The organism is Mesorhizobium sp. M0800, from assembly GCF_040320095.1.
Taxonomy (GTDB): domain Bacteria; phylum Pseudomonadota; class Alphaproteobacteria; order Rhizobiales; family Rhizobiaceae; genus Mesorhizobium.
The window spans coordinates 1-13,357 of record NZ_JAMYOZ010000029.1; the positions used below are offsets into that span (position 1 = coordinate 1).

A 13,357-nucleotide genomic window follows, 5' to 3' on the forward strand; every position below is an offset into this window, starting at 1 on the left:
GCTTCCTCCAGACCACCGGGACCAATCACCTTCTACAACGGCCTGGCCTACTTCCGTGCCTGTGCCGATGGATGGGCTCTGCGAGATGTGTATATGCCCTAGCTCGAGGGGGGGAGATTATGCGCTCACACCGCAATCCTTGGCCGTCCCGACGCCACCGCCACGACATGCGCCTCGATGAACATGCGCTGGCCCTCTACGGTGGAGACGCGGAACTCGCTGGCGATTTCGATCTCGGCGCTGTCGGTGCCGGCGTCCTTAGCCCGCCCGGCGGCAATCGCCCGCACATCTTTCTCCGCTGCGGCCATCGCCGCTGCTTCGTCGTTGAAATCGCGCACGCTTTCACCGGAGGCAACGCGGAACAGCCCTTCCTTGGGCTGGCTGACCCGCGCCTCGGCCGATACCCGGACCTGGCCGACGACGGCGCCGAGCGCGTTGGCGACGTCGGTATCCTCAGGCACCATGCAGTCATTGCCGACCAGCTCGGCCAGGCCGGCATAGTGCAGCGGCGCCGAGGCGCCGAGGCCGATGACCGGACGGTCGAGCGCGACGCTGAGGCGGGCGATGCCGGGATGCGCGTCGACGGCGCGCTGGACCAGGGCATGGGCGACGGTCGCCGCGCCATCCAGCCCGTCCTCGGCAAAGGCGGTCTCGAGGATGACTTCCGCCGACAGGCGGGTCAGCGCGGTCAGCACCCGTTCCGAGATCGCCTCCGGCGAGGCGGCGATGAACTGGCCGCGGCCGTCGCGCCTGCGCGCGAACAGCTCGGCACCCAGACGCGCCGCGGCCGCATCCCAATTGGCCTGCCTGCCCAGCACATGCGCGGCGTCCGACGGCGTGAAGCCGGCGACATGCACCAGCCCGCGCGACACCAGCCGGTTCAAGGTGGCGTTCTGGGCGTTCGAGGTCAGCAATCTGTCGAGAGCCTGCGGCACGGCACCAATCAGCTCGTAAAGCTTGGCTTCGGCACCGGTCAGTCCGGCCGCCAGCCGCTCCGGCACGCCGGTGCGCACCGCCAGCCGGCCATCCATGCGGCCGGGATTGGGCGCGCGCAGCTGGCGCTCGAGCTCTGATGTGACGGCATCGCCATGGATCATGCCGGCCAGCGCCAGCGGCACCAGGCGGCGCGGCCCGAGCAGGATTCTCGGATTGAGCGCGCCGTCCTCCAGCGCCACCTCGGAATCGCCGCCGAGCCCAAAAGTGCGCATGGCGACGGCCTCGACCATGGTGCGGAAACCGCCGACGGTGGCGCCTTCCGGATCAAGCCGCGGCCGGCCCTTGTCGAGCACGGCGACGTCGGTGGTGGTGCCGCCGATATCGGAGACCACGGCATCGTCGAGGCCGGTCATGTGGCGGGCGCCGACGAGGCTGGCGGCGGGGCCGGACAGGATGGTCTCGATCGGCCGCTGGCGGGCAAAGGCGGCCGAGACCAAAGCGCCGTCGCCGCGCACCACCATCAGCGGGGCGGCGATGTTGCGCGCGGCCAAAAAACCTTCGGTTGCCGCGACCAGCCGGTCGATCATCGAGATCAGCCTGGCGTTGAGCAATGTCGTCAGCGCCCGGCGCGGGCCGCCGAGCTTGGCCGACAGTTCGTGGCTGGCGGTGACCGGCAGGCCGGTCCTGTCGCGGATCAGGTCGCGAGCGGTAAGCTCATGCGCCGGATTGCGGGTGGCGAAATAGGCGCAGACGGCAAAGCCGGACACCGACTTTTCCAGTTCCGGCAAAGCTGCCTCCAGCCCGGAAAGATCGAGCTTTGCCGCATTGCCGTGGACATCGTGGCCGCCGGGGCAGAACACCACCGGGTCGGTGCCGAGCGCCGCCTTCAGCCCGTCGCGGGCAAGGTCGCCCTCGGCAAAGCCGATCATCACCAGCGCCACGCGGCCGCCCTGGCCCTCGACCAGCGCATTGGTGGCTAGCGTCGTCGACATCGACACCAGTTTGATCGCTGCCGGGTCGGTGCCGGCCATTTCGAGCACCGCATCGACCGCGCCGGAGATGCCGACCGCCAGATCATGGCGCGTGGTCAGCGCCTTGGCCTTGGCCAGCACTTTTCCGCCGGGGCCGCCGGCTTCCGACCACAGCACGGCATCGGTGTAAGTGCCGCCGGTGTCAATGCCGAGGAACAGGGGTGAGGGTTTGGGCTTGGCGGTCATATTTGGGTCCGGAGAATTCTCTTGCCCCGCCCCTTACCGGATATGAACGGGCCGATAAAGCCGTGATGGCTGGGCCAACAGGCGATGATCGTGGTGACGGCCAATCTCCCCCCTCGTGGGGGAGATGGCCGGTAGGCCAGAGGGGGGCGCTGTCCCGCCGGCCTTTGCCATGGTTACAGCCGCTCCGGCCGTTCATTCAGACGCACGCCCCAGGCCAGCCGCAATCACAACATGCTGGCAGACATTGTCGATGTCGCGAATGATATCGTCGTTCCAGAAGCGCAGAACGGTCCAGCCGTCCTGTTCCAGGCGCACTGTCCTTGCTTCGTCTCTGGCAACAGCATCGGCTTCGGTATGCTGGGAGCCGTCGACTTCGACGATCAGTTTCTTGTCCGGGCAAGCGAAGTCGACGATGTAACCTGCGATTGGGAATTGACGCCGGAAGCCGAGTCCCATCAGCCGGTGCGCACGAAGCTCGTTCCAGAGCTTCAATTCAGCTGGTGTCATGACCTTACGCATCGAGCGCGCATTTGCGCGGTGTTTTGGAGGCAATGGCGTATGAGGCATTGTACTGCTGACATTGGCGCTCTACGGCGCCCCCCTCTGTCCTGCCGGACATCTCCCCCACGAGGGGGGAGATTGGCAGCTTTGCCGCCTACTCCACAAACCCCACCTTCTTATGCGAGCCATCGCAGAACGGCTTGTTGGCGGAGTGGCCGCAGCGGCAGAGGAAGGTGCGTTGCGTACGGTCGACCGTGTGGCCGGTGCCGGTGACGATTTCGACATTGCCTTCGAGCTTGAGCGGGCCGTTGGTCGTCGGCGTCACGGTCAGCGGGCCATTCCGCACTTCCAGCGCCGGCGCGTCTTTCAGCGCCGGCTCGCCGGTGGCGGTGAAGCCGGCCCTGGTGTGGCTGCCGTCGCAGAACGGCTTGTTCTCCGAGGCGCCGCAGCGGCACAGCGTGGCGCGGTAAAACGTTTCGCCGCCCAACACGATCTCGGCATGGACGGCAAGCGGACCGTTTTCCCTTATGCGCACAATGTTGACCACCGGCGGCCTTTCCTGCGGCCCGCCATCCTTGCGGACATAGGTGATGGCGCCGGACGGGCAGGCTTCGGCGAGCGCCACGATCTTCTCGACGCTGGCCGCCTCGGGGTGGATCCACTGGCCGGGCGCATTGGGCACGAAGACACGAGGATCGCCCAGCACGCAGTTGCGCGAATGGATGCAACGTTTTCCCGAAAAGCCGATGTCGATGTTCTCGCCTTCGACCACTGCCATGGGTGGGTCTCCTGTCGGACTACGCTATGGCGACAGTCAGGACGACGTCAAGGCAGCATTCTCCCCTCGTGAGGGCCGACGTCGGGCGCGGCGGTAAGGGAATTCGCATTTTTTGCTCGCAGCACCACATTTTGTTCTTGCTTTGTGCCGGCAGCTATGCTAGTAATTTAGATATGGTGCCAATTGGCTCCAACGACCCGCCCGCCGAGGCGGGTTTTTTGTTTCAGCTTTGAAATTCCGGCGTTGCCGGCCTGACGTTGGCGGGACAGCGCGCGCCCCTGCCCGCTTTGCGCTGGCTTCTCCCCCACAAGGATGGAGCAATCGCCTATGAAGTCCCCCGGCCGCGGAGCCTGCCGTCGGGCTTGCGGAGGCAAGACTCGTGGGCGGCCACCTTCTTCCCGCCGGGGAGAAGAGCCTGGCGCAACGCAGGCGACCTCCTCTCCCCTCGGGGAGAGGTCGGATCGCCCCGAATTGCCCTTCGCAATTCGGTTGGCAATCCGGGTGAGGGGCACTTGCCCATACGCGATTGTCCGCCAACAAGAGGGAGACGGGCAACTCACGGAACCAGATCGATTTCCTCGGTCTCGCCGCCACTGCAGGTGTAGCAGCAATCGTCGCATTTTTCCGTGTTGCCGGGGCCGACGCCCCAATAGGTATTTTCGTCGCCATCGACCCAGGCGCCGTAGCAGATCGATTCGCCGTCACTGCAGGACAGCGGGATCGCCTTGGTCTCGCCGTCGTTGAGATAGTAATCCTGATTGTTGCCCGGCCAGACATGGTCGCGGTCCTGGCTGTAGAGCTCGACGCGCATGGCGTTGGGATGGCTGTTCCTGATCTCGAAAGTGACATCGCCGGCATACGCGACGGACGCAAACAGTGTGGCAAGGCAAAGCGCCGCGGCAGCGCGGCGCGCGAAAGCGTAGGACGACATGATGATTTCCCCCCGGAATGAAGCGGCCTGCCCGGCCGCGAGGGGGAACATGGCATGGCGGCGGGATGGGTGGAAGAGGTGATCGCGGCATTTGCGCTCTGCGTGACGCGCGAGGTTGCCAAGGAAGACCCCTCTCCGGTTTGCTTCGCAAACCACCTCTCCCCACTTCGTGGGGCGAGGAAATGCCAATCACCGAAGCCTCAAAAGACCTGGGTTCCTCGCCCCCACAAAGTGGGGGAGAGGTGGCCGCGAAGCGGCCGGAGAGGGGGCGGTCCGACTGGCCTCACCGGCTGGGCTTCAGCAGCGTCCAGATCCAGCCGATGAATGTGAGCACCAGGAAGGGATATCCGGCAGCGGGCAGCGGCGTCGAGGTCGGCAGCAAAGGCGCACCCCACAGGATCAGGCCCACTGAGACGACAAACAGCACAGCCGCCACGACAGCGGTAAGCCGCATCCATAGTGCGAAGGTTTTCGGCGCGCTGACCATGACCAGCGCCGCCGCCCAAAGCGAGATACCGCCGACATAGGAGGCTACGCTGGCCTCAAGCCCGGCCGCATTGCCGGCGAGCAGCAGGCTCTCGCCGGCGAGAAAGGTCAAAAATCCGGCGGCCACGCAGTCATTGCCCAGCCGCTGATACTTCATCGTCAGCAGCGCCGTCGCCACCACGAGCGCCACGCCGTCGATCGTCCAGAGCGTTTCGCGAAGGGGCGCGCTCTCGACGAAGGTGCCGGCGAGTCCGAAAGCGCCGCCGATGGCGAGGCCGATCGCGGCAACGAGGTCCAGAGTAGAGCGCATGTGATGTCTCCCCCGAAGCCGCAAGGATACTTCAAGGCGGGACATTCTCCAATGATGGTCCGCTGTCCTGAAGGGTCGCAATGGCCGGCGCGTATCCAGCTTGCTGACCTGTCGCACGCTTCTGCCCAATCTTCACCATGCAGCTTCAGCGCCGCGCTGGCGGGGGGCCCGCTGCCTCCGGCAGCTCCCCCGCTTTCGAAGCCTGCCATCGATTCACTGGATCGATGGCTTGGCGCGCTGTGCGCGCCAACCGGCTTCTCAATCCCCCATCTTCAGCGCCTGGATAAACGCCTCCTGCGGTATATCCACCTTGCCGAACTGCCGCATCCGCTTCTTGCCCTCTTTCTGCTTGTCGAGCAGCTTGCGTTTGCGCGAGACGTCGCCGCCGTAGCATTTGGCGGTGACGTCCTTGCGCAGCGCCGAGATGGTCTCGCGGGCGATGACCTTGCCGCCGATCGCCGCCTGGATCGGGATCTTGAACAGATGATGCGGGATCAGCTCCTTCAGCTTCTCGCACATCTGGCGGCCGCGCTTTTCCGCCGCCGTACGGTGGACCAGCATCGACAGCGCGTCGACCGGCTCCTCATTGACCAGGATCGACATCTTGACCAGGTCGCCTTCCTTGTAGTCGGTCAAATGATAGTCGAACGAGGCGTAGCCCTTGGAGATCGACTTCAGCCGGTCGTAGAAGTCGAAGACCACCTCGTTGAGCGGCAGATCGTAGATCAGCATGGCGCGCTTGCCGACATAGGACAGGTCCGCCTGGATGCCGCGCCTATCCTGGCAGAGCTTCAGGATGCCGCCGAGATAGTCGTCGGGGGTGAGGATGGTGGCGCGGATCCATGGCTCCTCGATGGCCTCGATCTTGACCACGTCGGGCATGTCGGCCGGGTTGTGCAGTTCCTTGACCGAGCCGTCGTTCAACAGCAGGCGGTAGACGACGCTGGGCGCGGTGGCGATGAGGTCGAGATTGAACTCGCGCTCCAGCCGCTCCTGGATGATTTCAAGATGCAGCAGGCCGAGGAAGCCGCAGCGATAGCCGAAGCCAAGTGCGGCACTGGTTTCCATTTCAAAGGAGAAGGAGGCGTCGTTGAGGCGCAGCTTGCCGACGGCGGCGCGCAGATCCTCGAAGTCGGCGGCGTCGACCGGGAACAGGCCGCAGAACACCACCGGCTGCGCCGGCTTGAAGCCGGGCAGGGCTTGTGCCGTCGGGCGCTTGTCCTCGGTGATGGTGTCGCCGACGCGGGTGTCGGCGACTTCCTTGATCGAGCCGGTGAAGAAACCGAACTCGCCGGGGCCGAGCTCGTCGACATTGATGCGGGCGGGCGTGAAGACGCCGGTGCGCTCGACCAGGTACCTGGCGCCAGTGCCCATCATGCGGATGGTCTGGCCCTTCTTCAGCACGCCGTCGATGATGCGGACCAGCACGATGACGCCGAGATAGGCGTCGTACCAGCTGTCGACCAGCATCGCCTTCAGCGGGGCCGTGATGTCGCCCTCGCGCGGCGGCGGCAGATCGTTGACGATCGCTTCCAGCACGTCGGGGATGCCTAGCCCGGTCTTGGCCGAGATCAGCACGGCGTTGGAGGCGTCGATGCCGATCACCTCCTCGACCTGTTCGCGGATGCGCTCGGGCTCGGCGGCGGGCAGGTCGACCTTGTTCAGCACCACGACGATCTCGTGGTTGTTGTCGATCGCCTGGTAGACATTGGCCAGCGTCTGCGCCTCGACGCCCTGCGAGGCGTCGACGACCAGCAGCGAACCTTCGCAGGCGGCGAGCGAGCGCGACACTTCATAGGCGAAGTCGACATGGCCGGGCGTGTCGATCAGGTTGAGGACATAATCCTGTCCATTGTTGGCGCGGTATTTCAGCCGCACCGTCTGCGCCTTGATGGTGATGCCGCGCTCGCGCTCGATGTCCATCGAGTCCAGCACCTGCTCCTTCATGTCGCGCAGCTCCAGCCCGCCGGTCGACTGGATCAGCCGGTCGGCAAGCGTGGATTTGCCATGGTCGATATGGGCAACGATGGAGAAGTTGCGGATGTTTTTGATCGGCGTGGTCATGCGGCGCGCTTTAGCAGGGGCACGCTACATCGGCAAGCGGCGGGGCGCGGGTGCGGCGGCGGGGCGGCAAAGTCGTTAAACTTTGATCCATGAGATTAGAGCATAGTTCGCGCCCGGCGTGATAGCCCACCGGTCTATCGCCGTTCGGGGGATCGGAATGCCGTTGTCAGCACGCAAATTTCTCAAATCGGTGAGCGGCTCGTTCGCGCCATTGCTCGCCATCTTGCTTATCCCGATGGTTGCCGCATTGGGTTTTTCCATCGACTATACCTCTGCGGTTTCAACCAGGGCATCGATGCAGAACGCCCTCGATGCAGCGTCGCTGTCGATCACGACGCTTGCGACGGACACCTCACTGGCGGACCGCCAGGTAAAACTGCAGGAGGCATACCTGGCCAATGGCGGGCAAGGCACGGCCAAGCTCGACAGCTTCGTCGTCGCCACCGACGGCGCCGCCAGCATCAAGGCTTCGGCCGGCTTTGCCATGCCGACGAATTTCATGCAGATCGCCAGGATCAACACGGTGCAGGTCGGCGTTGCGTCGGCAGTGACAAAGCGGCCGGCATTGGTGCAAGCCACGTTCAAGGTGACCAAGATCTCGGGCTGGTGGGGCAAGACAATGACGCTCTACGGCACCAAATTCGGGGACACGGTGGCCAACAAGCTGATGAAGATCACCTACACATACAACGGTTATGGCGATCCGAAAGGCTATGGCACGGCGACCGTCTCCACCATCAACGGAGCGACGATCACTATGGTCCAGCAGCAAGTGTGTACGACCACCACGGTGACCAGCTTCTATGGGTTGCCCACCACCACGATCACCCAGACGAGCGGTACCAGGAAATACGCTACGACCTGCGTCAACACCATGTATCCCGCGACCGGTGCCGGCGCGGTGATCGACGTCAGCCAGATGGACCAACTCTATCTGCAGATGGATGTCCCGTCAGGCAATCCAACCGTGCTCAAATCGAACGATCCGGCGACATCGAACCGCCTCTACGCGGACGGCGTCGAGATCGCCAGTGGCCAAACGGTCGATATCTTTACCCTCGTGCCTTGCGGCCAGACCAGCACACAAGCTTGGGAAGACGGGGGATCGGCGGTGCCGACATCTGCCGCCATCACCGATTCCAACGCGGACTTTTTCTACACAGTAACCGGCAAGTGCGCCTTCAATCAGCGGGCATCGGAAACGCTGTTGACACAATAGGGCGCCGCAGCTGAGTGCGAGGGCATATCGGCCCGCTTAGGCTGCCCGTCCATCACATCGCCGCCCCGGTCACACCGGGTGGCGTGTTGGTTGCGAGCGACCGTCTTCCCTTCGCCCCCTGTGGGAGAAGGCAGAGCTGCGAACGATCACGAAGCGGTGATGCTGTAACGAACCGTGTGTCGGCCGCGAAGTGTGGACATGGAACCGCACAGGAGAACAGCGATGCCCGGATCGACAGCGAAACGCAGCACAGCCCTGATGGGGCTCGCCGCGGCACTGTTTTCCGCGACTGTGCTGTCGGCAACCAGCGCGGCCGCCGGTCAGACGCTGACCGTCGTAGAGCTGTTCACCAGCCAGGGCTGCTCGTCCTGTCCGCCGGCCAACGCCAATCTGATCAAGGTCAAGGACCGGCCCGGCGTGCTGGCGCTGTCCTTCAACGTCACCTACTGGGACTATCTCGGCTGGAAGGACACATTCGGCAAAGAAGAATTCACGCAGCGCCAGGTCAGTTACGAGCCGTCGCTCGGCCGTTCCGGCCCGTTCACGCCGCAAGTGGTGGTCAACGGCAGGGCCGATGCGGTCGGCGCCAGGCCGGGCGAGATCGAGCAGCTGATTTCGAGCGGCGGCCACGGTGACGGACCTTCGCTGTCGCTCGCCGGCGGGACGGTCAGCATCGGCGCCGGTCCGGTGCCCGGCGGCAGGGCCGACGTCTGGCTGGTGCGTTACGGCAAGGGCGTCGTCGAGGTGCCGGTGGCGCGCGGCGAAAACACCGGCCGCACGCTGCCGCACGCCAATGTCGTGCATTCGCTGACCAGGCTGGGCAGTTGGACCGGCGACGCCACCGCGCTGCCGCTGCCGGCGGCGGCGGGCGGCCTCAGCACAGCGGTGCTGGTGCAGGTGCCGGGCGGCGGGCCGATCCTTGCTGCCGCCACGAATTAGAACCCGTTCCGAAATTTGCGCAACGCCGCAGCGGCGCCGCTGCATGCCGTCAACCCCTGCCAAACCCTAGGAGATCATCATGACCAATCGTTTGACCAATCGCCCGACCCTGGCGGCACTCGCCTTCGCACTTTGCTCGACGGCGCCGTTCGCAGGAGGCGCGGCGCGGGCCGAAGATGCGATGAAGCCGGCGATGGCGACAAATGCCATGAAGCCGGCAACGGGCGCCATGAAGCCGGCAACGGACGCCATGAAGCCGGCCGGCGCCATGGCGGCTGACGCGATGGCCCCGACCGCGATGAAGGCGGGCGATCCGATGAAGGCCGACTGCATGGCCAAGGCCGCCGCCGAGACGGACGCCATGAAGAAAGCCGAAGCGACCAAGGCCTGCGATGCCATGGCTCCGGCCAAATAGGCGATGCGCACAGCAATGTGAGAGCCCGGCGGACCTATCCGTCGTATAATCCACACCAGCATCATGGGAGATCAGACATGACCGGAGCCCTGAAACGATCGTCGATTTTCGCAAAAGCAGCGCTTGCCGCGCTCATCCTCACGGCCGCGGCGGCCGTGTTCTGGCAGACGCCGGCAGTTTCGGCCGAAGACGCGGTGGTGATCCCGCCGCCGGCAATGGACGAGAAGGCCACCGCCGGCACCGAAAAGGCGGTCTTCGCCGGCGGCTGCTTCTGGGGTGTGCAAGGCGTGTTCCAGCACGTCAACGGCGTCACCAGCGCCGTTTCCGGCTATGCCGGCGGCGACCAGGACACGGCCGTCTATGAAATGGTCGGCACCAGCCGGACGGGCCATGCCGAATCCGTCGAGATCACCTACGAGCCGTCCAAGGTGACCTACGGCCAGTTGCTGCAGGTGTATTTCTCGGTGGCGCACAACCCGACGCAACTGAACTACCAGGGCCCGGACAGCGGCACCCAGTACCGTTCGACGATCTTTGCCGAAAACGACGCACAGAAAAAGATCGCCGAAAGCTACATCGCCCAGCTCGACAAGGCCAAGGTGTTTCCCAAGCCGATCGTGACGACGCTGGAGACCGGCAAGACCTTCTATCCGGCCGAGGACTATCACCAGGACTTTCTGACGCTCAACCCGACCTATCCCTATATCGTCTACAACGATTTGCCCAAGGTCGAGAACCTGAAGCGGCTGTTCCCCAATCTTTACAGCGAAAAGCCGGTGCTGGTGCTGGCCGCCAGCAAGAGCTGAGCTTTTGGGGCGGGGCCTGCTGATCTCCCCCTTGAGGGGGAGATGGCCGGCAGGCCAGAGGGGGTCGGTTCGGTTGGCGCGACGCGGTCCGGCATATCGAGGAAGACGAAGTTGGCACTCCACGCGCGGCGACCCCCTCTGTCGCTTTCAGCGACATCTCCCCCTCAAGGGGGGAGATCAGCAGTTTCCGCGCTTTGCACTACTCCCCCTTTTTCCAGGGCAGGCTCCAGCGCACTTTCTCCAGCGTCGCCTTTGCCTCGGCCGAGTCCGGGTCGGGTTCTGTCTCACGATAATGCGCCGAGCCCTCAGGCGGGTAGGCAAGTGTGTTGTTGAGGGCGAATTTGTCGATCTGGCTGAAGTCGGGGAAAGGCAGGTTTTGCGCCTCGCGCCAATCGCTGACCCTTTTCTCCGCGGCGATGCGTTTTTCGTCGTCGACCGGAAGGTCGGTGGCTCTGTATTCCAGTGACGAAGGGAAGGCGAACTGCGCGCCGGCATCATCCATGATGTTGATCATGGACAACAGGATGTCCTCGCGGATGGCTTGAAAATCGGCCACGTCGGCGGTTATAAGTGAACACGTCGATATCGAGCGAATAGGCGCCGAAGCCGGCAAAGCGCACGCGGCACGGCTCATCGATGACGCGCGGATGGGCAATCAGCAGCTTGCGCAGCTCGGCCAGGACGTAACGTAGCTGATCGGGCGTCGTTTCGTAGCGCAGCTGCAGCGTCGTCGCGAACCGGGTGCGGTCGCGATGCGCGTAGTTCTCGATCTGCATGCCGGCGAAATCCGAGTTTGGCACCGAGATGATCGTGCGGTCGAGCGACCGGATGCGGGTGGAGCGCATGCCGATATGCTCGATCGTGCCGGACTGGTCGCCGAACTTGCAGAAGTCGCCGACGCTGACCGGCCGGTCGGCATAGAGCGTCAGGCCGGAGAGGAAGTTCTGCAGCGTCGGCTGCGCCGCCAGCGCCACCGCCAGACCGCCGATGCCGAGACCGGCAATGACGCCTTCGTAGGGGATGGCGAGCACTTCGGCCAGCAGCAGGAAGGCGACGACCAGCACGGCGACGCGCGCCACGCCGGTGGACAGCGAAATCAGCGTGTCGTGATAGCCGGGCACCTGCCACAGTCCACGGTAATGGTCGGCGACCTTGCCGATCAGGTGCCAGACCACCGGCACGGCGCCGATCACGACCAGGCTCCAGGCGATTGCCTTGACCGGGGCGGCGACCACTTGCGGCAGACCGAGCGGGCGCAGCGTCAACAGCAGGAAGAAGCCAAGCACGATCGAGCGCACCGCCCATTCGACAATGCGGAAGAAGGCCGGGCTGTCCGTCCTTCGCACAAACAAGGAAATCAGCGCATTGGCGATGAAGCCGAAGACGATGCCGGCCAGTGCGGCAAGGCCGAGCATCGACCATTGCCAGCGCTCCATCGGGCCGGCGCGGGTGAGCAGGCCGGGGCTGATCTCGCGGGCGAGGCCGCGGGCGATGAAGAACGGGTCGGTGCTGGCGAAGGCGGCGAATTCCGGCGCCACCGGCACGTCTTCGACATCGGCGTAGAGCGCGCGGATGTGGGCGAGCGTCTCGGGCGTGAACTGCCAGATCTTGCCCTTCTCAGTCTCGACCGGGCCGATGACGATGTTGCCGGCGGGATGCTCGAAATAGACGAAGGGGGTGTTGCTCTTCGGATCGTCGGGGATCTCCTGCCAATAGACGTAGCCGATGCGGTCGATGACCTTTTTGAGATAGCGCTCCAGCAGGAACGCCTCGTCGCCACGCACCGCCTGACTGTAGTTGCGCAGGTCGAGCGCCGCCTGGGCCGGGTCGCCGGCTTCGGTGAGGCCGCTCAACAGCACCTTGAACGTGTCGCGCGGCGAGGCGAGCCTGCTCGGATCATCGACCATGTCGACGGCTTCGCCGCGCGCTTCCTGGAATTCGGCGAGCTTGGCCTGGAGCTGGGCAAGTGGCGGCCCGACGATGAACCAGTCGCCATTCTTGCGACGAAAAGTGACGTCGAAGGAGATCCTGGTGCCGTATTGCGGCAGCGTCGCCGTCACCTCGTCTCCGGAAATCGCATCATGCGGCAGGCTCCACAGACGGAACGTCGCGTTGTCGATGACGGTGAACAGAAGCTTGGTGTAATCGGGCATGTTGAGGCCGCCGCGGTCGGCCTCGGTGACGTCGACGAGACCCGCTGCCAGACCGGCAAGACCCATGCCGCCACCGGTGGCGCGCGGCACATTGTCGGCGCCGCTCTCGTTCATCGTCTGCAGGAACGAGCGCATGGTGCTCATCGGGCTCGACTGGTCGACACGGACGTCCTCGACGGCGCTGACGCGCACACCTGTCCACCATTCGGCGGTGGCGGCATCGAAGCGGCCCATGAAGCTGCCGCCGTCAGGCGATTGGACGAAGGTGAAGGCGCCCTGGCGGTCGCCTTCGAACCAGTGGCCGACAAGCTTGTCGCCTTCGGCCTTGGCCTCGATACGGCCGTTATAAAGCGGGTACACGCCCTTTACGTCAGTGCCCGTCTGCTCGAACTTGATCTGGGCGCCGCCGCCGCGCCACTTCGTGTCCCACACGCCCGTCCAGTTGGCCGCGTCCTGGGCATGCGCCTGCGGCATGGCCGGCAGCAGGCCGGCAAGCGCGAGTGCGCCGATCAGCGCGACCGTCCGGATCAGCAAAAGCAGCAGCCGATCCTGTCCTGCCGCAGAAAAGGGGTTCATTCTGTTGCCCTTCTTCTTGCCGGCGA

The 13,357-nt window shown here is 64.7% G+C and carries 12 protein-coding genes; 4 read left to right on the forward strand and 8 right to left on the reverse strand.

Features of this window, described 5'->3' with window-relative positions; all coding sequences use genetic code 11:
* Window positions 1–125: 125 nt before the first annotated feature.
* The 6 genes from NKI18_RS26045 to lepA all read right to left on the reverse strand — a co-directional run bounded on the left by NKI18_RS26045 (window position 126) and on the right by lepA (window position 7,223).
* The gene (locus tag NKI18_RS26045; RefSeq protein WP_352622700.1) at window positions 126–2,153 is read right to left on the reverse strand and encodes a hydantoinase/oxoprolinase N-terminal domain-containing protein; all 2,028 of its coding nucleotides are present in this window, start codon (window positions 2,151–2,153) and stop codon (window positions 126–128) included.
* A 192-nt stretch (window positions 2,154–2,345) separates the two neighbouring features.
* Window positions 2,346–2,720 (reverse strand): endonuclease domain-containing protein, encoded by a 375-nt coding sequence (locus tag NKI18_RS26050; protein ID WP_352622702.1) that lies wholly within the window; start codon window positions 2,718–2,720, stop codon window positions 2,346–2,348.
* 88 nt (window positions 2,721–2,808) lie between these two features.
* Entirely contained in the window at window positions 2,809–3,432 is a 624-nt protein-coding gene (locus NKI18_RS26055; protein ID WP_352622704.1) for a CDGSH iron-sulfur domain-containing protein, read from the reverse strand.
* 556 nt (window positions 3,433–3,988) lie between these two features.
* A complete protein-coding gene (locus NKI18_RS26060; RefSeq protein ID WP_352622706.1) occupies window positions 3,989–4,363 on the reverse strand; it encodes a hypothetical protein in 375 nt (124 codons plus the stop codon).
* 283 nt (window positions 4,364–4,646) lie between these two features.
* A complete protein-coding gene (locus NKI18_RS26065) occupies window positions 4,647–5,159 on the reverse strand; it encodes a hypothetical protein (RefSeq protein WP_352619976.1) in 513 nt (170 codons plus the stop codon).
* 258 nt (window positions 5,160–5,417) lie between these two features.
* Entirely contained in the window at window positions 5,418–7,223 is a 1,806-nt protein-coding gene (gene lepA / locus NKI18_RS26070; RefSeq protein ID WP_352614219.1) for a translation elongation factor 4, read from the reverse strand.
* 157 nt (window positions 7,224–7,380) lie between these two features.
* Here lepA and NKI18_RS26075 point away from each other — a divergent pair, with 157 nt between their 5' ends.
* From NKI18_RS26075 to msrA, 4 genes are all read left to right on the forward strand, one after another.
* Window positions 7,381–8,442, forward strand: coding sequence for a TadE/TadG family type IV pilus assembly protein (locus tag NKI18_RS26075; protein WP_352619975.1), 1,062 nt, complete (start codon window positions 7,381–7,383; stop codon window positions 8,440–8,442).
* 222 nt (window positions 8,443–8,664) lie between these two features.
* On the forward strand, window positions 8,665–9,381 hold the full coding sequence (locus NKI18_RS26080; RefSeq protein ID WP_502900755.1) for a DUF1223 domain-containing protein: 717 nt from the start codon (window positions 8,665–8,667) through the stop codon (window positions 9,379–9,381).
* A gap of 79 nt (window positions 9,382–9,460) precedes the next feature.
* On the forward strand, window positions 9,461–9,796 hold the full coding sequence (locus tag NKI18_RS26085) for a hypothetical protein (RefSeq protein ID WP_352619974.1): 336 nt from the start codon (window positions 9,461–9,463) through the stop codon (window positions 9,794–9,796).
* Between the two features lie 77 nt (window positions 9,797–9,873).
* The gene (gene msrA / locus NKI18_RS26090; protein ID WP_352619973.1) at window positions 9,874–10,602 is read left to right on the forward strand and encodes a peptide-methionine (S)-S-oxide reductase MsrA; all 729 of its coding nucleotides are present in this window, start codon (window positions 9,874–9,876) and stop codon (window positions 10,600–10,602) included.
* Window positions 10,603–10,801: 199 nt separating this feature from the next.
* On the opposite strand, the gene NKI18_RS26095 is transcribed toward msrA, so the two are convergent.
* Both NKI18_RS26095 and NKI18_RS26100 read right to left on the reverse strand, forming a co-directional pair.
* Entirely contained in the window at window positions 10,802–11,122 is a 321-nt protein-coding gene (locus NKI18_RS26095) for a hypothetical protein (RefSeq protein WP_353021042.1), read from the reverse strand.
* Window positions 11,097–13,331, reverse strand: coding sequence for a mechanosensitive ion channel family protein (locus tag NKI18_RS26100; protein ID WP_353021045.1), 2,235 nt, complete (start codon window positions 13,329–13,331; stop codon window positions 11,097–11,099). Before NKI18_RS26100 ends, NKI18_RS26095 begins: the two co-directional genes overlap by 26 nt.
* Between the last annotated feature and the right edge of the window lie 26 nt (window positions 13,332–13,357).